Consider the following 22,053-nt stretch of genomic DNA (forward strand, 5'->3'; position numbering starts at 1 on the left):
CCAGTAATTCATAGCGAACCGCTACTGGTACAAACCCAACCACCACACGGAGAACCCCATGATCCGTACCGTCAGACACTCACTTTCCCTATTGCTTTCATTGGCGGCTCTTGCCCTTATCCCCACCGCGCCCACCACTGTGAACGCTGCGGACAGCACCGCCCGCATGGAGCTGCCCGCTCCCGATAAAACCGGCGGCATGCCCCTGATGCAGGCTCTGGCCCAGCGGCGCTCCGTCAAAACGGGCTTCAGCGGGGCGGCCCTTTCGCCCCAACGGTTGAGCGACCTCTTGTGGGCCACCTGGGGCGTCAACCGCGACGGCGGCCGCAGAACCGCCCCCACGGCCATGAACCGGCAGGATGTGCGTCTGTACGTGGCCCTTGAAAGCGGCGTGTGGCTCTATGAACCCGCCCACGCGCTCGTCAAGGTGCTGGATGGCGACTGGCGCGCCCAGATGGGCGGCGGCTCGCTCACCCTGCTCTACGCCATACCGCAGGGCAACGAATGGGGCGGGGCGCATGTGGGCTCCCTGTATCAGAATGCCGGGCTGTTCTGTGCCTCCGCAGGGCTGGGCAACTTCGTACATGTTTCAGGCCTGCACGCGCTGGACGGCAAGCTTCCCCTGCCTGAAGGCTGGAAGGTCTTTATCATCCAGACGGTGGGCCTGCTGAAGTAAGGCTTTATCATACGCAAAAGCGAATCCCCGTTCTTCAGTGAAGAACGGGGATTCTTTATATCTTGCGCACGTGGAGATGTGAGCAAAAGAAGGCCACTAGAGCTAGAACGGCAGTTCCCTGCTCTCCCGGCCCACGCAGATGCGGCAGCGCGTAAAACCAAAGGATGCGGCATAGGCCGCCAGTTCCTTAAAATGCGAGCCAGTATCTTCCACATTGTGCGCGTCAGAACCAAAGCTGATGCGCAGGCCCATATCCGCCGCCAAGCGCATGATGGCCGGGCCGGGGTAGGGTTCTTGGAAGGGCTTGCGCAAGCCAGCCGAAGAAACTTCCATGGCAGTATCAGTGGTGCGCATGGCCTCAAGCACGGCGGCTATGCGATCTGTGCTGTCCGGCAAAGCCAGCCATGCCTGAAAATCATCAAAGCAGCACACCTTGATGAAATCCGGGTGGGCCACCACATCCACCATGCCGCTGGCAGCCAGCCCCCGCATGGCCTCATAATAGGCATCGTAGCGCGCAAAACGCTCTTGGCGCTCCACTTCCGGCCCCCAACTGCGGGGAGAGCCTACAGGCACATCGTCCACAAAATGCAGCCCGCCGATGATGTAGTCAAAGGCATAGCGGCTGACCATATCGCACATCCAGGGGGTGTTGACCGGCAGCCAGTCAAGCTCCATGCCCAGCAGTACGCGCGGTTGGGCCTGCGCGCCAGATTTTTTACTGGATGTCTGCTCTCGCAAAGCCAGCACTTCGTCGGCATAGGCAGGGAAGGTCACGGCGAGGTCGCCCTTGTACAAGGGGCAGGAATAACCGGGCGGCAGGGGGGAATGCTCTGAAAAACCATACCAGACCAGCTTGCGCGCCTGTGCGGCAGCAAACATTTCGCCCACTGTGGCTAGGCCGTGCGAAGCAACGGTATGGTTATGAATGTCGGCGCAGATCATGGTTTCTCCAGCCGCCCCTGGCCCTCCTAAAAAGCAGCCTGTGCAAGCAGGGAGTGGGCGTCCTTCACATCCTGGGCAATGCGCTGTTTGAGCGCGTCCACCGAGGCAAAGCGTTCTTCACCACGCACACGGCCCACAAACTCCAGGCGCATCATCTGACCATAAAGATTTTTGCCGTCTTCCAGCAAAAAAGTTTCAACACCAAGCTCGTTGTCGCCAAAGGTGGGTTTGCGGCCCACACAGGTCACTGCGGGCCATGCGTGACCCTCCAGGGTGGCGCGGGTGGCGTACACGCCTTCCACAGGAAGCACCACTTCGGGCTTGCGCTGGTTGGCGGTGGGAAAGCCCAGGCCAGCCCCGCGCCCATCGCCGTGCACAACTTCGCCGCTGAAACCGTGGAATCGCCCAAGCAGACGCGCGGCCCTCGCCACATCCCCCTGGCCTATGAGCCCGCGCAGAGACGTGGAGCTGACAACCGTACCTTCTACCAGCACGGGTTCAAGCTGCTCCACGGTAAAGCCGGTCAGTGCGCCAAGCTCGCGCAGCACGGTGACCTGCCCACCACGGTTGCGGCCCAGCGTAAAATCGTAGCCCACCACAAGTCGGCGCAGATGCATGGGTTCAAGAATGGTCTGCACGAATGTTCCGGCATCCAGCGAGGCCAGTTCACGCGTAAAGGGCAGCTCAAGCACAAAGGGAACGCCCAGGGCTTCAAGCAGGGCGAACCTGTCTTCACGCGTGGTGAGGGGCATGTGCCCGCGCTCGGGAAAGAGCACCTGGCGGGGATGCGGCCAGAAGGTCATGACCACCGGGGTCAGGCCTTCCTGCGCAGCAACCTCAAGTGTGCGGCGGATAAGAGCCTGATGCCCAAGGTGGACGCCGTCGAAATTACCGATGGTGACGGCCGCACCCGCGAGGGTGCCCAGCGCGTCAACTGAATGGACGATTTTCATTAGATATGCCGATTCCCAAACAGATAGCGCACGCCCGGCGGCTAGATGAGCCGGTCGAAAACGAGTTTGTAGATCTTGCGGATATGCAGCACCAGTTTGAGGTTGATGCTCTTGGCCTGGCCGGGATCCAGCGTGGAAAAGGAGCACAGGTGCCGGGCAACTTCGCTGAAGTCGCCGTCGCCCCGTGGCTCAAGCATGGCCCAGTATTCATTGGCCCGCTGCACAATATGGCTGCTGTGCTTGTCCTTGTGCGCCCGCACGTATTCCTGCTGAAAAAGCTCAAACATGCGCTGAGCATCAACAGGAAAAGACCGCGCCAGTGCCAGTCGCCACAGGGCCATGTAAAGCCCCATGAGTTCCGACTGCATCTGGCGGCGACGCATGAACTGCATGCGCTTGATGCCCAGCAGTTCAAGCTCAAGGGTAAAGTCGGCATCGGCCAGCAATGCCTTGAAATTCTCCAAAGCCGCTCGCGCGGCTTCAGACGGGGCACCGTCTGTCGATGCCTCCTGCGTGGTGAGATCGTCACTGTTCTGCATGGCTGTCACACTTAACTGTTTGCTCGTAAAATCCCCAAATGCCTAGTCTCCGCCCTCGCGGGACGAACCCTGGCCCTGCCCGTCGGCAGATTGCCCTGCAGTACCCTCGGTTGCATTGCCGCCACGACGTCGCGAGGAACGGCGACGGCGTTTGCCGGAATGCGAAGAATTGCCCTCGCCAGCGCCGGAATCAGAACCGGAATCCGGGGCTGATCCGCCCTGCCCTTCAGAGGCAGCGGGGCTGGCTTCCTCTGCGTCCGCGCTGCGACCACCGGATGGCTTTGGCCGACCACCGCGTGAACGGCCCGGCTTTGCCTGACGCGACTGACGCTGCTGCCCCTCGGCGGCGCGAGGCCGCCCATCGGGAAAGCGTGTTTCGCGCAGGCTTTCCTGATGGCAGGCATCCAGCAGCATGGCCAGAAGCAGCACGTTGTCTTCTTCATCGCTCTGCGTGGCCAGATCGCGCGCAAGCTGGGCATAACGCCCAACGCGCATGCGTTCAAGCCCAGTCAGATTGCGGAACCGCCCTTCAAGAATGGCGGTCAGTCTGGCCCCGGCCACCCGCGCCACGTCTTCGTCAGAAGGCAGAGGCAGGGGCATTATGCCTATCTTGTAGTGCTTGGCGATACGGTCAAGCTCCATGCGCTGCATCACGTCCACCAGCGAAATGACCGTACCGGCGGCACCCGCACGGCCTGTGCGACCTGCGCGATGGATGTAGCTCTCGTGATCTTCCGGCGGTTCATAAAGAAAAACGTGCGAGAGCTGCGCAATGTCAATGCCCCGGGCCGCAACATCTGTAGCCACAAGATATTGCAGCTTGCCCTCGCGGATCTTTTCAAGCACGGCCTCGCGACGCGACTGTGAAAGATCCGCAGAAAGCTCGTCGGCGCTGTAGCCAAACCCCTGCAAAACGCCCGTCACATAATGAACGTTGGACTTGGTATTGCAAAAAATAATGGCGGAGGCGGGATTTTCCGTTTCCAGCAGGCGCACGAGCGCGCGGTCTTTATCCATGGGCTTCACCTCGCAAAAGAGGTGCTGCACTTCGGCCACGTGCACTTCTTTTTGCGAGAGGGAAAGCATGGCCGGTTCCGCCATGAATTCGCGCGCCAGCTTGAGCACATGGGGCGGATACGTGGCGGAGAACAGGCATGTATGGATGCGCTTTTGCGGCAGATAGCTCTGGATTTCCTTCATGTCGGGATAAAACCCGATGGAAAGCATGCGGTCGGCCTCGTCAAAAACCAGAACGCGCAGATCGCGCAGCTCCATGGTGCGGCGCAGCAAATGGTCAAGCACGCGACCGGGCGTGCCCACAATAACCTGCGCGCCATCGCGCAGGGCATCCATCTGCTTTTTATAGCCCACGCCGCCATAAACAGCGGCAGTGCGGATGCCTGTTTCTGCAAAAATTACAGCGGCCTCGCGCTCAACCTGAACGGCGAGCTCGCGCGTTGGGGCCAACACCAGTGCCTGCGGGGCCTTGAGGTCGGCAGAAATATGGGGAAGCATGGGCAAGAGGTAGCAGCCAGTCTTGCCGCTGCCAGTGCGGGACTGCACCATGATGTCGCGCCCGGCCAGCAGATAGGGCAGGGCCAGCGACTGCACGGGCATAAGGCTTTGCCAGCCGGCCCGGCGGCAGGCCGCACTCACGGTTTCGGGCAATTCGTCAAGAGTCACCCTGGGCAGGGCGTCATCGGGTTCGCTGACGGAAATGCCTTGCAGCGCGGCGTCAGAAGCGGAATCCGCACAATCATTCACAGTGGAATCGTAATCGGCCATGTATTTTCCCGGCGGCACACCCGCCATAACTAAGAGTTTTGCTAACGTGCCAGCATGCCACACCCGGCATAGATTCGCAAGTTGCGCCTTTTGCGGTGGACCATGCTGCCTCAGGAACGCCGCGCTTGCGTCCTGCGGCTCTTGCAGGTAGATTTAACTGTTTGCGCGGAACAAACCGCACTATTAGACACCGCATTTTGTCGGCACAACGCAAGCGCGCACAGCCCTGCCAACCGACACAACAAAGGAGGCCCCATGTCCGCTACCCCTGACGGCAGCGCGGCTCTGGAAGGCAACCCCGGGTTTCAGCCCGACTTCAGCAAGGGGCTTTTGCCCGCCATCGCCCAGGATTGCGACAGCGGCGAGGTGCTCATGCTGGCCTATATGAATGAAGACGCATGGCGCAAAACCCTTGAAACCGGCGAGGCCCATTACTGGAGCCGCAGCCGCAAGGAGCTTTGGCACAAGGGCGGCACCTCGGGCAATGTACAAAAAGTGCGTTCCCTGCGGCTTGATTGTGACAATGACACCATACTGCTGCTTATTGAGCAGATCGGCGGGGCCGCCTGTCATACAGGACGGCGCTCCTGCTTTTACAGGGAATTGAAGCAAGGTTCGGTGCGGGAATGCTCCCCGCAGATTTTTGACCCCAAAAAAGTCTACGGTCGATAGAAGGAAACTGTCATGAGCGCGGATACCATGCCCATCATCAAGCTTGGCGTGCCCAAGGGCTCGCTGGAAGAAGCCACCATCAACCTTTTTGAACGCGCGGGCTGGAAAATCCGCAAACATACGCGCAACTATTTTCCCGACATCAACGACCCGCAGATCACCGCATCGCTCTGCCGCGTGCAGGAAATCGGCGAATACATTGAAGCTGGCGTGCTGGACGTGGGCATCACCGGCCTCGACTGGCTGACCGAGCGCAACCACGAAGACAAAGTGGTACGCGTGTCCGACCTTGTATATTCCAAGACATCCAACCGCCCCTGCCGCTGGGTGCTGGCCGTGGCGGGCGATTCGCCCTACCAGAAGGCCGCCGACCTCGCGGGCAAGCGCATCGCCACCGAACTGCAAGGCCTGACGCAGCGCTATTTTGACCGCGAAGGCGTCAAGGTTGACGTATTCTACTCTTGGGGCGCCACCGAAGCCAAGGTAGTGGAAGGTCTGGCTGACGGCATTGTGGAAGTGACCGAAACCGGCACCACCATCCGCGCTCACGGCCTGCGCATTATTGACGAGGTCATGGTTTCCTACCCTGTGCTCATTGCCAATAAAAAAGCCTGGGAAGACCCCGCCAAGCGCGCCAAAATCGAACAGCTCGATCTACTGCTCCAGGGCGCGCTCAAGGCGGAAAATCTGGTGGCCCTCAAGATGAACGCCCCTGCTGATAATCTGGCCGCCATCCTTGAAATGCTGCCCTCGCTCAATTCGCCCACGGTTTCGCCCCTGCGCGACACCCACTGGCTCTCAGTGGAATCCGTGGTGCAGATTGATGTGGTGCGTGATCTGATTCCCCGCCTGCGCCTTGCTGGTGCGGAGGGCATCATTGAATACGCCCTGAACAAGGTCATTTAGCATTAGCCGTTCGCAAGGGCGGCAACACAAATAACGGCAAGGCGGCCTGCGCAAGCGGGCCGCTTTCTGCCCGCGCGGCGGGCATTAATTGTTTCCCCGCCCCGCGCCGCCGCGCCACGGGCACGCAACCAGGAGCGCCCATGTCCTCTGATGCCAGCCGTGAACTTCTCGACAGCCTGCCCGAACTGAAACCTGACGAAACATTCTGTTTTGACTGCAACCCCGATGTTCCCTGTTTCAACCGTTGCTGCGCTGAGCTGACCCTGCCCCTCACCCCGTATGACGTGCTGCGCCTGCGCCGCAATCTGGGCATTGGCAGCGAAGAATTTCTTGGCACCTTCACCACCATGCGTTCCTTTCCCGACACGGGCTTTCCCCTGCCCATGCTGCGCATGCTCGACGGGCCGGACGAACCGTGCCCCTTTGTGACCCCTGCGGGCTGCTCCGTGTACGAAGACAGGCCCGGGGCGTGCCGCTACTACCCCCTGGGGCGCGGCACAAAAATGGCGGCGGATGGCGTTTCAGAACGCTTTTTTGTGGTGCGCGAGCCGCACTGCCTTGGCTTTGACAAAGGCACCGTGCGCACCCCCCATCAGTGGCTGGAAAATGAAGAGCTGAAGCCCTTCAACACTTCCAACGACCGCTATATGCGCCTCATGGCCATGGTACGGGCAACGGGTCAACCACTTGAACCCCGACTGGTAACTATGATAGTGTTGTGTCTGTTTCAGATCGACAAGTTCCGTGAGCTTATCACAAATATGCGTATATTCTCGCATGTGGACATAAGCGACCAGCGCAAGGCCGCCATCATGGAAGACAGCCAGCAGGGCGATGAAGCCGCGCTTGATTTCGGGCTGGACTGGATGGAACTTGTCATCTTTGGCCAGAGCCAGGGCCTGACCAGAAAATAGATTGTTTTGAATTTCACAATCATGGCGAAAAAGCGCCCCCCACAGCAATGCGAGGGAGCGCTTTTTCATATCTTGCCGAGGTTATTGAGCATTCCAGCATAGCGAAAAACTGGCGAATACCGGGACTATTTCTAGGAAGATTGCAGACCGAGCAGCCTTGCTCGTGATAAATTTCTTTTACAAATTCCGGCTAATATGTCAGAGTGACTGGGTACAGGATATTTTGAGCTGGAGATTGATAAAAAACCAAAGAATTCAAGCATATCTACTGACAGAACCCAGCTGTGTGTGACGCGACGCACGGCATTGCCTTAGACGGTTTGTTTGTATTGGGGCCACGACCTCGGCCATTGGCCGGAACAATCGTATTGGAGGAGAGTATGAGTTTTGGCAGACAGGTGTATGAGTTTCTGCTGAGCAGCTCCCAGGCTTACGCCAAATGGGATTTGGAAGTCTCCACTTCCATTCTCAAAAGCAGGAAAAAGCTGCTCATCTTGTTGGCACTTGCAGTTCCCATTCTGGCGGGCTGCCTGGCCGAAGCCTATGAGTATCACGAAATGCTGGGCGGCAAAACCGCCTATGCCCCGGCTTTTTACACCAACACCATCTTTTTGGCTTCCATCGCCGTGGGCCTTGCAGCCGGTCTGATCACCGGGTGTATCGGTGCTGGCGGCGGCTTCATCATTACCCCCGCCCTTATGGCGGCGGGCGTGAAAGGTATTTTGGCGGTGGGCACTGACCTGTTCCACATTTTCGCCAAAGCCATCATGGGCACCACGGTGCACAAAAAACTGGGCAACGTTTCCACCAAGCTGGCCATCGCCTTTCTTGTAGGCTCCGGCGCGGGAACAGTCATTGGCGGCGCGATCAACAAAGGGTTGTACAACGCTGACCCGCTGCTTTCCGAACTGTTCATCAGCACCATTTACGCCGTGCTGCTGGGCTTTCTTGGTTTCTATGCCCTGTTTGACTTTTTGAAAAGCTCCCGCGGCGGCGCCGCGGCGAATCAGGACGCGCACGGCGGCAGCGCCGGTATGACAGGCGTGGCCCTGAAGCTTCAGGCTCTGGCCGTGCCGCCCATGATCACCTTTGACGAAGACCTCATTCCTGGCGGCCGCCGGATCTCCGGCTGGATCGTTGCCGCGGGCGGCGTTATCGTGGGCATGCTGGCCGCCATCATGGGCGTGGGCGGCGGTTTCGTCACCTTCCCCATGTTCGTGTACATCTTCGGCGTGTCGTCCATGACCACCGTTGGCACCGACATTCTGCAGATCATCTTTACCGCTGGTTTTGCCTCCATCGGCCAGTACGCCATTTACGGCTACGTGTTCTACACGCTGGCTGTGGGCATGCTGCTTGGTTCGCTGCTGGGCATCCAGGTGGGCGCTCTGACCACCAAGGTGGTCAAGGGCATCCACATTCGCGGTTTTTACGCCATCTCCATCATTGCCGGTTTCATCAACCGTGCGGCCACCCTGCCCAAGAAGCTCGTTGAGCTTGAAGTGCTGAACTGGTCGCCCAGCGTGGTTGGCATCATTGAAGATGTGGGCAACGTGGTTTTCTGGGTTGTTGTTGCCTTCTTCGGCATCTGGGTGTTCAGCAAGTTCTTCTTCAACCTCGGCAAGCTTAGAGGGGAGGCCTGATCATGCTTATTCATGCCAAAGCCCCTTTCTTCCGGGGCAGCTTGATGCTCATTTCGTTTCTGGTTCTGTTTGCCGCCCTGCTCATGCCCATCTTGCGTGACGAAAACGGCAAGCACGTTACCGGCCTTGAATACGCCGATAACGTTTTCAACGAGCTCTCCAAGGGTTCGTCCTACTTTATCCCCGGCGTTCGCGAAAACCTGAAAAAGGTTGACGGAAAGGTAGTGACCGTTACCGTCAAGCTCAAGAAGGCCGCCCTTGCCCCCGTTGCCGCCATGGCCCTGCAAACTGCAGGCGCCACGGACGTGAGCGCAACTGACGGCAAAGTTACCTTTACCGGCGACCTTGGCAAGATCCTCGCCTCCGCCACTGACGATTCCGATGCCCTGTATCACAACGATGCAGACAAGGTTTCGCAGAAATACGGTGGGGAGAATGCCCTTAAAGTGGCCTCCGCATGGTGGTATCTGCTTTCGCCCAGCATCAAGGAACTGCAGAAGCAGCGCCTGATTGCCGAGTCGCAGGTGGTGGATCATGTGCTGCGCCGTGCCATTGAACCGGGCAACAACTTCTACAGCGTGACCGCCGCCAAGGTGTCCGAGCACGTTATGTTGATGGTTGGCATGCTGGTTTTCTACGTGCTTTACACCCTGTGGTACGGCTTTGCCATCTTCGAACTGTTCGAAGGCATTGGCCTTGCCATGACCAAGTCAAAAGTCAAAAAAGAAGGCTAAGGCATAAATCCGGAGACGCACACATCCCCATAGCTCGCGTCTGCTAAAAAATGGGGATATGCCGGCTTTGCCTGGTTGGATATTGAAGAAGGCCGTCTTCCAATGGAAGACGGCCTTCTGAGCGTTGATAGCATCAACGCGACCAGCAATCTGGAGCAGGTCGCGGCTTGACCGCGCTCCCACCAAACACAACATATACAATCTGATACCTTTCACAAAAAGTCTGTTACAAGTAACAGCTTAGGCACAATCGGACTGTATATTATACAAGTAAATACCACTAACACATTGACATAATAACAATATTGATATATTTACACAGCTTTACCAACTCCTTCAAGGCTGTCCCATGAATTCAGACGCTTCATTCTGCCTCTGGAACTCAAGCTGCCATGAGGCACTGGCCGATGCACAAAACACCGGGGCCAATGTACACCTTGAATGCTGCCTTATCTGGTGCGGCGAAACTGCCTGCATATCTGTGGAGGGTTTAGTACGCGAGGTCAACGGCCGGGAGGCCCAGCTTGTTGTGCGTTCCATGACCATGCAGGCCCAGAACCACAAGGCGGTGGTAAACCAGGGCAAATTTTACTTCAGCGTCAAGCGGCATATTGCGCAGGATACAACGGCGCGTCTTGGCGTTTACGGTACCGCGCAAATTCTCGAAACAGCTGTCGGGCCCAGCGGCGAAATGCTGTATTTGAGCCTGCGCTTTTCACGCAATGTGACTGTACGGCAGTTGCGCAGCAGCAAACGGATACCCTGGCGCACTGAATACAGCCGCATGTCGAGCGTGCTGCTCGCGCCGGAGCGCCCCGATACCACCAACGACTTGCGCATCATGCTTGGGGCGTATAGCCAGGTGGCCCCGCCAGCCACCCGCATTCTGGATGTTTCAGAAGGCGGAGCATGCGTCTGCATGCCGGAAGAACTGGCGATGCCTTCCTTCACCTCCGACGCAACCTATCTGTTTTTTCTCCAGCCCAGCGTAATGCCTGTTACTGTGCCTCCCTACGTTTTTCTTGCCAAGCGGGCTGGTTTTGGCAAGGCCCCTGACGCACAGGGCGTTGCCGTGCGCCTGCGCTTTCAGGAAGAACTGGACTGGAGCGCCCACCGTGCCCGGCTGCGCTGGCTCAACGTCAAGGGCGGCTCCCCCCGTTTGCGTCAGTGCCTCACCCAATATGCCGATGCGTCAAAGGATCAGCAAGACTCCGCCTAGACGCAAGTACTCGTATCGTCCCTGCTTTTACCACGGCCCCCCCTGCGGTTCCTCCCAATCCTGGGTTTATGGCCCCAAAATTGCATCCTTTATGGCAGTAGTGCCTCCATGCGGAAAATTTGACCCATGCAGGTCATCAACATAAAGGATACCGCCATGAAAATTTCCGGACTCAACCCCACTCCGGCCTTTGCCTTCCCTGCCATGGAAAAAGATGAGAGCACCGCTGCCAGCATGCCTTCTCACGACGTTGTCAGCCTGAGCTCCACCAATTTGCTGGCGGATGACGAGGTGGACGGCGTGCTTGACGACACCATGAGCATGATCTCGCAAAACCCCATGGACGCGCTTTCCGTTCACAGCGGTCTGAGCGCCAGTCGCGTTGCCTCGCTGCTGAGCCTGTAGGCTGGCTGATTCTCTGCGGCATGGTTTGACACTATCGCCGCCTTGGGGGTATCACTTTCCGTCTACGTCGGCGCATATTCCTTTTTAGTCCGGCGTTTTTTACCGAAGCCAGCACAGAGGTAAGGGTGATGACGGATATTGACCGCCAAATGGCCACCATCAAGCGCGGCATGGCCGAGCTGATTGACGAAAATGAACTGCGCAAAAAGATTGCGCGCGGCAAGCCGCTGCGCATCAAGGTGGGCTTTGACCCCACCGCTCCTGACCTGCACCTCGGGCATACGGTCGTTATGCACAAGATGCGCCATTTTCAGGAACTGGGGCACCATGTCATCTTTCTTATTGGCGACTTTACGGGCCGTATAGGCGACCCTTCCGGTCGCTCGGAAACCCGCCCCCCCCTCACAGAGGAACAGGTTCTTGCCAACGCGGAAACCTACAAAAAACAGGTTTTCAAGATTCTCGATCCGCAGAAAACTGAAGTTGCCTTCAACTCGGCATGGCTTGGCAAGATGGACGCCACGGGCTTTATCAAGCTGGCTTCCAGCTACACCGTTGCCCGCATGATGGAACGCGATGATTTTGAAAAACGTTTCCGCGAGCAGCGCCCCATATCCATCCACGAATTTCTGTATCCGTTGTGTCAGGGTTATGACTCTGTCGCCCTCAAGAGCGATGTGGAAATGGGCGGCACTGATCAGAAGTTCAACCTGCTGGTAGGCCGCACCCTCCAGGCGCACTACGGCATAGAAAGCCAGTGCATCCTGACCCTGCCCCTGCTCGAAGGCACCGATGGCGTGCGCAAGATGTCAAAATCTTACGGTAACTACATTGGTATTGACGAAGCCCCTTCCCAGATTTTCGGCAAGGTCATGGCCATCTCTGATGAGCTTATGTGGCGTTACTATGAGCTGCTCTCGGCCAAAAGCCTTGAAGACATTGCAGCCCTCAAGGCTTCCGTGGCCAACGGCGAGCTGCACCCCAAGGCCGCCAAGGAAAATCTTGCCCACGAGATGGTGGCCCGCTACCACAGTGAAAAAGATGCCGATGAAGCAAAGCAGGGCTTTAATGCTGTTTTTGCTGGCGGCGGCGTGCCGGACGACATGCCCGAGCACCAGTGCGCCTGCGGCGAAGACAGCACGCCCCCCGTGTTTCTTGAGGCCTCGGGCCTTGTTAAGAGCCGGGGCGAAGCCAAACGCCTGATGAAAGAAGGCGCACTCTCCATTGACGGAGAACGCTGCGAAGACGCCATCACCCCGCTTGCAGCCGGGGAATATGTGGTCAAGCTCGGCAAAAAACGCTTTCTCAAGCTGAAGGTGCGCTAAGGCGCAATCAGCCTGAACACTTGAAGAAATGCCCTTGTGCAGCAGGTGCAGACCTGCCGCGCAAGGGCATTCTTTTTATACGCCAAAACCCTGCCCCTCAGAATTCTCCGCGCCGGGCGGCAACAAATTTTCCGCAAGGCATACGCGATTACGCCCGCCGTTCTTGGCCCGGTAGAGGGCAAGGTCTGCCCGCTTCATCATGTTTTCCAGGGGATTTTCCACGTTTGTCTGCAAATCCGCCAGACCAATGCTAACTGTAAAGCGGATTTCCTTTTCGCTGTGCCACACGACCATTTCTTCCACGCGCCTGCGCAAGCGCTCCGCAATGACTTCTGCCTGCGGGGGGACAACACTGGCCAGCAAGATGCCAAATTCCTCGCCGCCAAGGCGTCCCACATGGTCAGAGGTACGCATGGTGTCGTGCAGCAACGCGCCAAGCCCTTTCAGCACGGCATCGCCCGTGTCATGCCCGTACGTGTCGTTAATCTTTTTGAAATGGTCAATATCAAGCATAAAGAAGACCATGCTCAGGCCGTAGCGTTTGGCCCTTTCAATCTCGAACTGAATTTTTTCCAGCAGATTCCTGCGGTTGTTCAAGCCCGTAAGCGCGTCTGTGGTCGCCAGCGAATACAGGTCTTCAATGCGTTTTTCCAGGTTTTGCTGCGTCTGCTTGAGTTCTGTAATGTCAGAGGCAATAACAAAAAAGCCTCGCACCTCCCGCCCATCCATATCCGGTATGTAGCGGGACAGCACATAGCCTGTTGAGCCGTCGGCCCTGGCTCTTTCCTGCTCAAAATCCTGCGGTTCGCCGCGCAGGGTCGCATCAATGAGGGGGGCGCATCTGGCAAGCAGTTCCTCGCCCAGCAAGGATTGCACGTCAATGCCGATGATCTCCTCTTCACTTTTGCCAAACCATGCCCTGTACATCCTGTTGGCGTAATGGCACCGCCTCTCCGCATCCCAATAAGACACCATGATGGGCGCGTGGTCCATCAGGATACTGATGAACTTGTCCCGGGAGCGCATGGCGCTTTGCAGTTTTTCCGTGGAGAGTTCAGAAAGGCGGCGGCGGCCCGCTTCCACCAGCAGGAGAGAGGTAGAAAGCACTGCCGCCGCCAGCCATATCAGCACCTGTGTGAGCAGGTCGCTATGCCAGTGGGCATAACTGTTTTCGCTGCTGATGATTGTTCCCACCACCAGGGGGCCACCCACCAGAAAAGGCGCGGCCGCCTGCTGCAAGGTAAGCATGGCCCGCGCCCCATCAGCCCGTAGGGGCTGGGTGTGCAACGCTGCCGCATCGGGTGCCATGTTTGCAATACTCTCCGCCAAAAGAGCATTTTCAGCGTTGTCCAGGTTGGCAAAGGGCAGCAAAGGGCGGCCAGAGGCTGTATAGACGGCAACTTTAGCATCTGCGCGGTTGAACGCATACGCCAGTTTGTATCCCCAGAATTCTGGTTTCAAGGCAATGCTTACAGATACGGAAGGGATTCCATCCCTTGCGGTGGAACGGGAAAAAACGGCTGTGGACGCAGAAGGGATTGCGCCAGTGGAGGCACGGGGAACACCGTTGAGTTCAACAGCAAGGGCTGCGACAAAGGGATTATCCTGCATCAGACCTTGCAGCTGGTCGGCAAGCTGGTCATCGTTCCAGGTGGCAATGACCGTGCTTTCCACAGTGTCCAGAAGATGCGTGATGCCGCCTAGTTCCATTTTGACAATATTGACGGCAATGCTGCTTTCAGAGAGCAGCAAGCGCAGATCATTTTTCTGAAGTAAAAAATAATCGTCCACCACATTGGCGCAGAGCACGACAGCAAGCACGACCAGCCAGACACTGTGGATGGCCCAGTGTGGCCGGGAAGCCAGCGTTCTGAAAAAGGCCGTGATGCTCATGTCAAAACTCGGCAGGTAAATATGTTTATTGCATGATACTACCGCTATCGCGGGCAGGCAAGGAGCGACCCGCCCCATCCCGCAGAGTTCTTTTATTTTTTTCTCTTTTCTCCTACCATGCGGCAACGGAGGTCGTATGCAGAAACTTTATGTCGCCATGGTCGGTCTGCCCGCGAGGGGAAAATCCACTCTGGCAAAGCGCATCCGCGATGGGCTTGTGACCGAGGGCATTGCCGCAAAGCTGTTCAACAACGGCGACATGCGCCGCGCGCTCATTGGCGCGGAATCCACCGACCCCAACTTTTACGATCCCAACAACAAGCTGGGCCGCGATGCGCGCGAAATGATCTGCATGCGCAACATGGAGATTGCCCGCGAATGGCTTGCCAAGGACGGCGAGGTGGCCATCCTTGACGCCACCAATGTCAGCCGCGCGCGCAGGCACCTCATAGAAACCACACTCACCGACTACCCGGTGCTCTTTGTGGAATGCGTCAATGAAGACCAGCTGTTGCTCAATGCCTGCATACGCCGCAAGACCACTTTGCCGGAATACGCCTCGTATACTGAAGAAGAAGCTCTTGCCAGCTTTATGAAGCGCATCAGCTACTATGAAACCATTTACGAGCCATTGCAGGACGAAAAATACTGGCTGCGCGTTGATTCCACCGCCAACCGCATTCTGGACGAGCGCCCCTGCGAAAGTTCACCCTACTATCCCGCTATCCGCGAAATGGTTGTCAGCGTGTGGATTCAGTGCCTGTATCTGGCGCGCCACGGGCAGACGGAATTCAACCTGCGGGGGCGCATCGGCGGCGACCCGCCGCTCACAGCCACGGGCCGCGCCCAGGCGCTTGCCCTGGCCGCCCACCTGCGTAACAAGCCCATTGAGTGGGTGTTTACCTCCACGCGCATTCGCTCGCACGAGACGGCAACCCCGCTGCTGACCGAGCGCCCCGAGGCTCATGCCATGGCCTTTAAGGAATTTGACGAAATCTGGGCGGGCGACTGCGAAGGCATGCTCTACAGCGAAATCCGCGAACGCATGCCCGAGGTTACCCAAGGCCGCAACGCCAGCAAATACACTTACACCTACCCCAATGGCGAAAGCTACGCCCTGCTGCGTGAACGGGTGCAACGCGGTTTGCGGCGGGCGCTTTTTCTGGCCGGGGATGCCCCCCTGCTCATTGTGGGGCATCAGGCCATCAACCGGGTGCTGCTTTCGCTCTTTCTACGGCAGCGCAACGAAGACGTACCCTTTATCTATATTCCGCAAAACCAGTATTACCACATCAGCCTGACGCCGCGCCGCAAGGTCTTTGAACGCGTGCCCTATGACGGCGGGCCGGGGGCCAGCCTGCTGACTGAATAAAAAAAGGCTGCACTCCGACCTGCCCGCGCGTCCATCAAACGCAGGCAAACCGGGGCACAGCCCGTGGACAGACTGTTAAGCAGGGCGCGGTGTTACGTTGTTACGCACCGCGCCCTGTTTTTACTCAGCATTCAAGGCAACCGGCCAGGCGGTTGAAAACCGTCGGTTCCGCATGCCCCACCTGCACATCCAGCACATCGTGCAGCTTGCGCACCTGCTTGACTATCTGCTCCATGCGCCCGTCGTCCTTGACCACCAGCCACATGCGGCAGGTATCGCCGTCTGCTTCCGGCGTGACAAGCACGCCCTCAAGGTTGTAGGCGCGGCCAGCAAAGAGGCCGCACACGTGTGAAAGCACACCAGGATGATTGTTGACGCTCAAGTGCAAAGTTGTAAGCGCGCTCGTCACGGAACCGTTCATGCGTTAACCCCCTCTATCATCTGACTGTTGGCCGCTCCTGGCGGCACCATTGGAAAAACTTTTTCTTCTGCGCTCATGCGCACTTCAAGCAGGCATGGGCCGGGCGTACCCAGTGCCTTTTCCAGCACGGCCCGGGGGTCGCGCTCGTTGTTAAGACAGATGGCAGGCATGCCAAAGCCCTGGGCAATGCGCACAAAATCCGTGCCTGCCGTGAAGGTCGAGCCGAACAGCCGCCCTCCGAAGAACAGATCCTGCTGTTGCTGTACCAGCCCCAATCCACTGTTGTTGCACAGGATAATCTTGACGTTGGCCTGATTTTCAACAGCCGTGGCCATTTCCTGGATATTCATGAGCAGGCTGCCATCGCCGGAAAAACAGACCACGGTTTCCTCCGGTTTTGCCAGCGCAGCGCCAATGGCGGCAGGCAGACCAAAGCCCATTGTTCCCAACCCGCCGGAGGTGAGCCACTGCCGGGGCTGCATCATGGGGTAAGCCTGAGCCACGCGCATCTGGTGCTGGCCCACGTCTGTGCTCACGATGCCCTTGCCGTGCAGGGCGTCCGCCACGTGCCTGATGATGCCGTAGGGCGAGCAGACCTCATCCGTGCGGTCAAAACGCAGGCCGTGCTCCGCCTTGCATGCTGCCACGCGCTCAAGCCACGGCTCGTGGTCGGTCTTGCGCAACAGGGGCAGCAGGGCCGTGAGAGCCTCTGCCGCGTCCGCCGTAATGCCCACCTGCGGAACGCGCAGCTTGCCCACCTCGCAGGCATCAATATCAATGTGGATAAGGCCCGTCTTGGGGCAAAACCCATCCAGTCTGCCCGTGGCGCGGTCGCCAAGACGAGCGCCCACAACCATGAGCAGATCGCATTCGTCCACCAGCATATTGGAGGCGCGCGCTCCGTGCATGCCAAGCATGCCCACGGCCAGCTCGTGCCCGTGCGGCACGGTGCCCAGCCCGCGCAGGGACATGACGGCAGGGATACGCCGGGCCTCCATAAAGGAAACCACCGCCGTCGAAGCCTCGGGAGAAGACGTGCCGCCGCCCAGCAACAACAGGGGACGCTTAGCGGCGTTCATCATTTCCGCCGCGCGGGCAAGAGCCTGCGGGTCTGGCTGCGGCATGGGCGCGGGGGTTCCGGCGGCGGGCAGCTCCTGCAATTCAGCAACAGCCACCTGCACGTCGCGCGGGATATCCACCAGCACGGGGCCGGGGCGGTCGCCTGCGGCAATGGCAAAGGCCTCGGGAATCACGCGCAGCAGTTCGTCAATGGAGCGCACAATGAAGTTGTGCTTGGTGGCGGGAATGGACATGCCGTAGATGTCCACTTCCTGAAAGGCATCGGTGCCAATCATGCTCAGGGGCACCTGCCCAGTAATGCAGACAAGGGGCACGGAGTCCATGCGCGCATCGGCGAGCGCCGTAAGCGTATTTGTGGCGCCGGGGCCGGAAGTGGCAAAGATAACGCCGGGACGCCCCGTAACCCTCGCCATGCCCTGCGCTATGAAGCCTGCGCCCTGCTCGTGGCGAGCGAGGATATGCCGGATGGTTCCACTGCGCCCGAGGGCATCGTAGAGAGGAAGATTGAAACCGCCCGGAATGCCCGTAATGTGAGTGACACCCTGGTTTTCCAGCAGGCGGATGGTGAGTTCTGCTCCCGAAAGACGTAACATCGCCGCAAGACTCCTTTTCGATGGTGAGGCTTGTCGGCGGCGGTGCGGACTAAAAAAACCCCGCCGACTCGCGCCGGCGGGGTTTGCAATACTACCTTAGATCTTCCCTGCTCAGAACGCGCGCAAAGTGTGACACCGTACTACTACGGCGCACATAATGGATAGCAGCGCTACGTGGCGGAAAGAAGATTGTGTGTTCATGCTCATGTTTGAGACCCTACGCCCGCACCCGGCAAGATGTCAACATGTCAGACCAGTTCAGCCCGACAATTTATTTTTTACGTTTTTTGCCCTCGGTATGAGGCAGCAGCAACTTGACCGCGCGCACTTCGTCAATACGGCGGCGATCCATGCGGGTTATCTCCAGATCCCAGCCTTGATAGCGCAAGCGCGCGCCTTTTTCCGGTATGCGGCCAAGGCGCTCCATGATGAGCCCCCCGAGGGTGGCGCTGCACAGACGGCGCGGCAGGCTCACCCCAAGCCAGCTTGCAAATAGGTCAACAGCCAGACGCCCCGGCAGAACCCAACTGCCGTCAGGCCTGCGGCAAACCTCCGGCCCGGCGGGCATGTCGCCCATCTGGCCCGCAAGCACGCTCAACAGTTCCGCAGGGGTGATGATGCCCACAACACTGCCGTATTCATCCCGCACAAAGGCCAGGGGCGCGGGATTGGTACGAAAATCCTCCAGCAGGGTCGTCAGCGGCGTGTGCTCGAATATGGTGGGCGCGGGCCGCACGTAGGTTTTCAGATTCCACTCGCGGTTGCCTATACCCTGTTGCTCCTGTTGCAGGATTTCACCAGGGTGCACCACTCCCAGCACTTCGTCCGTATCGCGCCGCTGCACAGGCAGCCAGGCAAGGCGCGAGGCCGCCGCAAAACGCGTGACCGTGGCGCGGTCGGCATTGCTGTCCAGCCAGTCCACGCGCTGACGCGGGATCATGATAAAACGTGCAGTGCGCCCGCCAAGGCGGATCACGCGGGCTACCATGTCCCGCTCCATGGGAGCAAAGAGCTGCCCCCCGGCGTCACCGGCCAGCGCCGCTGCCTCCAGCTGCGCCTCGCCGCCGCCGGGCACGCCCCCGCCGAGCAGGTTCAGGATGACCCGTGCCGTGGATTCGCGCATATCGCGCATGCTGTAGCGCCTGCGGCGGCTACGCAAGGCCCACTGGTTGCAGGCCTCCACCAGTACAGAGAACCCAATGGCCGCGTACATATAGCCCTTGGGAATGTGGTAGCCGAGGCCATCGGCCAGCAGGCTCAGACCGATCATCAGCAGAAAACCCAGGCACAGCACAATGACCGTGGGGTGGCGCTCCACAAATTCCAGCAGGGGGGCTGCGGCAAGCACCATGATGACCATGGCCGCCAGCACCGCCAGCATCATAATGAACACGTGGTCCACCATGCCCACGGATGTAATGATGGAATCCAGCGAGAACACGGCATCCAGAATGATGATCTGAAAAATTACCTGCCAATAGCCTGCCTGCGGCCCGCTGGTATCGAACCTGCCCGCGTGGCCTTCAAGCCTGTCGTGCAGTTCCATTGTGCCCTTGAGCAGCAAGAACACGCCCCCAGCCATAAGGATAAGATCGCGGGCAGAATAGCCGTGCCCCCCCAGGGTAAACAGGGGGTCGGTAAGGGCAACCAGCCGCGCCATGAAGGCCAGCAGCACCATACGCATGAGCAGGGCAAGCCCAAGGCCGGTCATGAAGGCCTGACGCTTCTTTTCCTGCGGCAGCTTGTTCACAAGTATGGAAATAAAAACCAGGTTGTCTACGCCCAGCACCACTTCCAGCAGCACCAGCGTACCCAGGCCAGCCCAGGCTGCGGGGTCAGTTACCCATGCCAGATCCCACATATTTTCTCCGGCGGCCATGCCGCGTTTCCGTAATAAAAAAGGGGCCAGAGGCCCCAGCAGACAGCAATTCCCGCCTGGCGGGATTTGAAAACCATGCGCGCCCGACGACACCGCGAGGCGCTGTCAGTGCATGATTTCTGGTTGCGTTGACTTTGTCAAACGCAATGGGGGGCCAAAGGCCCCCCATAAAACCGTGCATGGCCAGAAGGCGTACACTTATGTGCCGTAATCCGGCGCAGTGCTGTGCCTATTCGGCAGCAAGCTGGATGCGCTCGAAACCGGTGACGGAGATTTCGTCGCCGATGGTCTTGCCCGTTTCGCGCACGATGTCGGAAATGGTCTTCTTGTCGTCGCGGATGTAGGGCTGTTCCATGAGGCAGACTTCCTTCTGGAACTTCTTCACCGCGCCGTCGGCAATCTTGTCCACGATCTGGGCGGGCTTGCCTTCTTCAATGGCCTTCTGGCGGTAAACTTCGCGTTCACGCTCCACAGCGGCCTGATCAAGGCTGGCGGCGTCAAGGGCCAGGGGGCTGGCGGCGGCAACCTGCATGGCGAGGTTTTTGGCCAGTTCCAGCACTTCGGGCTTGGCGGCGCTTTCGGCCTTGCCGCAGGTCAGGTACACAAGTACGCCGATCTTGCTGTTGGCGTGGACATACTGACCCACCACGTCGTTGGCGCTCTTTTTGCTGAAGCGGGCAAACTTGCCAAGCTGCATGTTTTCGCCCACGGAGGCGATGAGCTGGGTCACTTCTTCGCCCAGAAGGGCTTCAAGAGCGGCGGCGTCGGCAGGAGCCTTTTCAAGGATAACCTGGGTCACGCGGGTGGCCATGGTCTGGAACTGTTCGCCGCGAGCCACAAAGTCGGTTTCGCAAAGCAGCGAACCCATGGCGATGTGCATGTTGTCGGCAGTGGCGGCCACGGTCACGAGGCCTTCGCTGGTGGCGCGGCCAGACTTTTTGGCAGCCTTGGCCATGCCCTTCTGACGCAGCCAGTCAACGGCCTTTTCCAGGTCGCCTTCCACTTCCACCAGGGCTTTCTTGCAGTCCATCATGCCTGCGGCGGTCATGTCGCGCAGTTCTTTAACCAATTGTGCAGTGATAGCCATAGTATACTCCACACGCTGTCCGGCCCCAAGCCGGAGTTTTGTAAATGCCTGATCGGTTGCGCGGCCTCCGCGAAGCGCGGCGCGCAATCTTTCATCCAGACGGGGGCAGCGCAGCCTTTACAGGTTGCGCCGCCCCCAGGATACGGAATATGGAAAGGCCTGCTATTCGGCGGGAGCGGCTTCCGGAGCGGAGGCGACGGCTTCGGCCTTCTGCATGGCTTCTTCGGCGTTGACGACTTCGCCCTTGTGATCCTTGTTCATGGCTTCGCCTTCCATGCAGGCTTCGGCGAAAGCAGCCACAAACAGCTTGATGGCGCGGATGGCGTCGTCGTTGCCGGGGATGATGTAGTCAATGACATCGGGATCGCAGTTGGTGTCGGTCACGGCCACGATCGGGATACCGAGCTTGCGGCATTCCTTCACGGCGATGTCTTCACGGTGCGGGTCGATGATAAAGGCTAGCTGGGGAATGCGGTCCATGTTCTTGATACCGCCAAGGGTTTCCTCGAGCTTTTTCATTTCGCGTTCCAGAAGCAGAATTTCCTTCTTCTGGTAGCGATTGATGGTGCCGTCGCCAAACATGGCTTCCAGCTTCTTCAGACGGTCCACGCTCTTCTGGATGGTGACAAAGTTGGTGAGCGTGCCGCCCATCCAACGGTTGGTCACGTGGAACTGACCGGCGCGGCCAGCCTCAGCGGCCACGGCTTCCTGAGCCTGACGCTTGGTACCGATGAACAGCACCTTGCCGCCCTTGGCAACAGTGTCGACCACTTTGTCGTAGGCGACGCGGAACAGCTTGACGGTCTGCTGCAGGTCGATGATATGGATGCCGTTGCGGGCGCCAAAGATGTAAGGACGCATCTTGGGATTCCAGCGGCGGGTCTGGTGACCGAAATGCACGCCGGTTTCCAGCATTTGCTTCATGCTGACATAAGCCATTGGGATTCCTCCAAAGGGTTAACTTCTTCCACCCATGCCCTGACCCTGCAACCCGATGTCCACACCCAGGAGG

20 protein-coding genes are annotated in these 22,053 nt (G+C 58.7%); 10 read left to right on the forward strand and 10 right to left on the reverse strand.

Translation table 11 applies throughout. The annotated features are described in order from the left end of the window. Positions 1-58 precede the first annotated feature (58 nt). Positions 59-676 carry a nitroreductase family protein gene (locus QZ383_RS03910; RefSeq protein ID WP_291443207.1) on the forward strand — a complete coding sequence of 206 codons (618 nt, stop codon included), beginning with the start codon at positions 59-61 and terminating at the stop codon, positions 674-676. Positions 677-778: 102 nt separating this feature from the next. On the opposite strand, the gene QZ383_RS03915 is transcribed toward QZ383_RS03910, so the two are convergent. The 4 genes from QZ383_RS03915 to QZ383_RS03930 are packed head-to-tail and all read right to left on the reverse strand — an operon-like array spanning position 779 to position 4,898. After that, the gene (locus tag QZ383_RS03915; RefSeq protein ID WP_291443209.1) at positions 779-1,621 is read right to left on the reverse strand and encodes a histidinol-phosphatase; all 843 of its coding nucleotides are present in this window, start codon (positions 1,619-1,621) and stop codon (positions 779-781) included. Positions 1,622-1,647: 26 nt separating this feature from the next. Further along, positions 1,648-2,574 carry a bifunctional riboflavin kinase/FAD synthetase gene (locus QZ383_RS03920; RefSeq protein ID WP_291443211.1) on the reverse strand — a complete coding sequence of 309 codons (927 nt, stop codon included), beginning with the start codon at positions 2,572-2,574 and terminating at the stop codon, positions 1,648-1,650. Between the two features lie 41 nt (positions 2,575-2,615). Then, positions 2,616-3,113, reverse strand: coding sequence for a hypothetical protein (locus QZ383_RS03925; RefSeq protein ID WP_291443213.1), 498 nt, complete (start codon positions 3,111-3,113; stop codon positions 2,616-2,618). Positions 3,114-3,155: 42 nt separating this feature from the next. Further along, a complete protein-coding gene (locus QZ383_RS03930) occupies positions 3,156-4,898 on the reverse strand; it encodes a DEAD/DEAH box helicase (RefSeq protein WP_291443215.1) in 1,743 nt (580 codons plus the stop codon). 255 nt (positions 4,899-5,153) lie between these two features. On the opposite strand from QZ383_RS03930, the gene hisI reads away from it, so the two are divergent. The 8 genes from hisI (at position 5,154) to tyrS (ending at position 12,716) form a co-directional block, all read left to right on the forward strand. Next, positions 5,154-5,570 (forward strand): phosphoribosyl-AMP cyclohydrolase, encoded by a 417-nt coding sequence (hisI, locus tag QZ383_RS03935; protein WP_291443217.1) that lies wholly within the window; start codon positions 5,154-5,156, stop codon positions 5,568-5,570. A gap of 12 nt (positions 5,571-5,582) precedes the next feature. Beyond that, positions 5,583-6,476, forward strand: a complete 894-nt coding sequence (gene hisG / locus QZ383_RS03940; protein WP_192112222.1) for an ATP phosphoribosyltransferase — start codon at positions 5,583-5,585, stop codon at positions 6,474-6,476. 140 nt (positions 6,477-6,616) lie between these two features. Beyond that, positions 6,617-7,390, forward strand: coding sequence for a YkgJ family cysteine cluster protein (locus QZ383_RS03945; RefSeq protein ID WP_291443220.1), 774 nt, complete (start codon positions 6,617-6,619; stop codon positions 7,388-7,390). 380 nt (positions 7,391-7,770) lie between these two features. Further along, positions 7,771-9,033 (forward strand): sulfite exporter TauE/SafE family protein, encoded by a 1,263-nt coding sequence (locus QZ383_RS03950; RefSeq protein ID WP_291443222.1) that lies wholly within the window; start codon positions 7,771-7,773, stop codon positions 9,031-9,033. A gap of 2 nt (positions 9,034-9,035) precedes the next feature. Further along, positions 9,036-9,767 carry a hypothetical protein gene (locus tag QZ383_RS03955; RefSeq protein WP_215646690.1) on the forward strand — a complete coding sequence of 244 codons (732 nt, stop codon included), beginning with the start codon at positions 9,036-9,038 and terminating at the stop codon, positions 9,765-9,767. 349 nt (positions 9,768-10,116) lie between these two features. Further along, complete coding sequence (locus QZ383_RS03960) at positions 10,117-10,986, forward strand: hypothetical protein (RefSeq protein WP_291443225.1); 870 nt, start codon at positions 10,117-10,119, stop codon at positions 10,984-10,986. 156 nt (positions 10,987-11,142) lie between these two features. Beyond that, on the forward strand, positions 11,143-11,391 hold the full coding sequence (locus QZ383_RS03965; protein ID WP_291443227.1) for a hypothetical protein: 249 nt from the start codon (positions 11,143-11,145) through the stop codon (positions 11,389-11,391). 128 nt (positions 11,392-11,519) lie between these two features. Further along, positions 11,520-12,716 carry a tyrosine--tRNA ligase gene (tyrS, locus tag QZ383_RS03970; RefSeq protein WP_291443229.1) on the forward strand — a complete coding sequence of 399 codons (1,197 nt, stop codon included), beginning with the start codon at positions 11,520-11,522 and terminating at the stop codon, positions 12,714-12,716. 75 nt (positions 12,717-12,791) lie between these two features. On the opposite strand, the gene QZ383_RS03975 is transcribed toward tyrS, so the two are convergent. After that, positions 12,792-14,609, reverse strand: a complete 1,818-nt coding sequence (locus QZ383_RS03975; protein WP_291443231.1) for a GGDEF domain-containing protein — start codon at positions 14,607-14,609, stop codon at positions 12,792-12,794. A gap of 136 nt (positions 14,610-14,745) precedes the next feature. On the opposite strand from QZ383_RS03975, the gene QZ383_RS03980 reads away from it, so the two are divergent. Beyond that, positions 14,746-15,981 carry a 6-phosphofructo-2-kinase/fructose-2,6-bisphosphatase gene (locus QZ383_RS03980; protein ID WP_291443233.1) on the forward strand — a complete coding sequence of 412 codons (1,236 nt, stop codon included), beginning with the start codon at positions 14,746-14,748 and terminating at the stop codon, positions 15,979-15,981. Positions 15,982-16,105: 124 nt separating this feature from the next. On the opposite strand, the gene ilvN is transcribed toward QZ383_RS03980, so the two are convergent. The 5 genes from ilvN to rpsB form a co-directional block, all read right to left on the reverse strand. Next, a complete protein-coding gene (gene ilvN / locus QZ383_RS03985; RefSeq protein ID WP_022657648.1) occupies positions 16,106-16,402 on the reverse strand; it encodes an acetolactate synthase small subunit in 297 nt (98 codons plus the stop codon). Further along, positions 16,399-18,075, reverse strand: coding sequence for an acetolactate synthase large subunit (gene ilvB, locus QZ383_RS03990; RefSeq protein ID WP_291443235.1), 1,677 nt, complete (start codon positions 18,073-18,075; stop codon positions 16,399-16,401). The genes ilvN and ilvB overlap by 4 nt, the downstream gene beginning before the upstream one ends. Positions 18,076-18,346: 271 nt before the next feature. Next, complete coding sequence (locus tag QZ383_RS03995; protein ID WP_291443237.1) at positions 18,347-19,936, reverse strand: transporter associated domain-containing protein; 1,590 nt, start codon at positions 19,934-19,936, stop codon at positions 18,347-18,349. A gap of 247 nt (positions 19,937-20,183) precedes the next feature. Next, on the reverse strand, positions 20,184-21,041 hold the full coding sequence (gene tsf / locus QZ383_RS04000) for a translation elongation factor Ts (RefSeq protein WP_291443239.1): 858 nt from the start codon (positions 21,039-21,041) through the stop codon (positions 20,184-20,186). A 162-nt stretch (positions 21,042-21,203) separates the two neighbouring features. Continuing rightward, a complete protein-coding gene (rpsB, locus tag QZ383_RS04005; RefSeq protein ID WP_291443241.1) occupies positions 21,204-21,980 on the reverse strand; it encodes a 30S ribosomal protein S2 in 777 nt (258 codons plus the stop codon). Between the last annotated feature and the right edge of the window lie 73 nt (positions 21,981-22,053).

The sequence above is a fragment of the Desulfovibrio sp. genome, assembly GCF_019422935.1.
Classification (GTDB): Bacteria; Desulfobacterota; Desulfovibrionia; order Desulfovibrionales; family Desulfovibrionaceae; genus Desulfovibrio.

What these genes read in the sequence shown, in the direction of transcription:
- hisG (WP_192112222.1), top strand. Translation starts at nt 5,583, where the DNA reads ATGAGCGCGGATACCATGCCCATCATCAAGCTTGGCGTGCCCAAGGGC.
- ilvB (WP_291443235.1), bottom strand. Translation starts at nt 18,075, where the DNA reads ATGTTACGTCTTTCGGGAGCAGAACTCACCATCCGCCTGCTGGAAAAC.
- QZ383_RS03910 (WP_291443207.1), top strand. Translation starts at nt 59, where the DNA reads ATGATCCGTACCGTCAGACACTCACTTTCCCTATTGCTTTCATTGGCG.
- QZ383_RS03950 (WP_291443222.1), top strand. Translation starts at nt 7,771, where the DNA reads ATGAGTTTTGGCAGACAGGTGTATGAGTTTCTGCTGAGCAGCTCCCAG.
- QZ383_RS03925 (WP_291443213.1), bottom strand. Translation starts at nt 3,113, where the DNA reads ATGCAGAACAGTGACGATCTCACCACGCAGGAGGCATCGACAGACGGT.
- QZ383_RS03930 (WP_291443215.1), bottom strand. Translation starts at nt 4,898, where the DNA reads ATGGCCGATTACGATTCCACTGTGAATGATTGTGCGGATTCCGCTTCT.
- QZ383_RS03945 (WP_291443220.1), top strand. Translation starts at nt 6,617, where the DNA reads ATGTCCTCTGATGCCAGCCGTGAACTTCTCGACAGCCTGCCCGAACTG.
- tsf (WP_291443239.1), bottom strand. Translation starts at nt 21,041, where the DNA reads ATGGCTATCACTGCACAATTGGTTAAAGAACTGCGCGACATGACCGCC.
- rpsB (WP_291443241.1), bottom strand. Translation starts at nt 21,980, where the DNA reads ATGGCTTATGTCAGCATGAAGCAAATGCTGGAAACCGGCGTGCATTTC.
- QZ383_RS03920 (WP_291443211.1), bottom strand. Translation starts at nt 2,574, where the DNA reads ATGAAAATCGTCCATTCAGTTGACGCGCTGGGCACCCTCGCGGGTGCG.
- tyrS (WP_291443229.1), top strand. Translation starts at nt 11,520, where the DNA reads ATGACGGATATTGACCGCCAAATGGCCACCATCAAGCGCGGCATGGCC.
- QZ383_RS03980 (WP_291443233.1), top strand. Translation starts at nt 14,746, where the DNA reads ATGCAGAAACTTTATGTCGCCATGGTCGGTCTGCCCGCGAGGGGAAAA.
- QZ383_RS03915 (WP_291443209.1), bottom strand. Translation starts at nt 1,621, where the DNA reads ATGATCTGCGCCGACATTCATAACCATACCGTTGCTTCGCACGGCCTA.
- QZ383_RS03965 (WP_291443227.1), top strand. Translation starts at nt 11,143, where the DNA reads ATGAAAATTTCCGGACTCAACCCCACTCCGGCCTTTGCCTTCCCTGCC.
- QZ383_RS03955 (WP_215646690.1), top strand. Translation starts at nt 9,036, where the DNA reads ATGCTTATTCATGCCAAAGCCCCTTTCTTCCGGGGCAGCTTGATGCTC.
- hisI (WP_291443217.1), top strand. Translation starts at nt 5,154, where the DNA reads ATGTCCGCTACCCCTGACGGCAGCGCGGCTCTGGAAGGCAACCCCGGG.
- QZ383_RS03960 (WP_291443225.1), top strand. Translation starts at nt 10,117, where the DNA reads ATGAATTCAGACGCTTCATTCTGCCTCTGGAACTCAAGCTGCCATGAG.
- ilvN (WP_022657648.1), bottom strand. Translation starts at nt 16,402, where the DNA reads ATGAACGGTTCCGTGACGAGCGCGCTTACAACTTTGCACTTGAGCGTC.
- QZ383_RS03975 (WP_291443231.1), bottom strand. Translation starts at nt 14,609, where the DNA reads ATGAGCATCACGGCCTTTTTCAGAACGCTGGCTTCCCGGCCACACTGG.
- QZ383_RS03995 (WP_291443237.1), bottom strand. Translation starts at nt 19,936, where the DNA reads ATGTGGGATCTGGCATGGGTAACTGACCCCGCAGCCTGGGCTGGCCTG.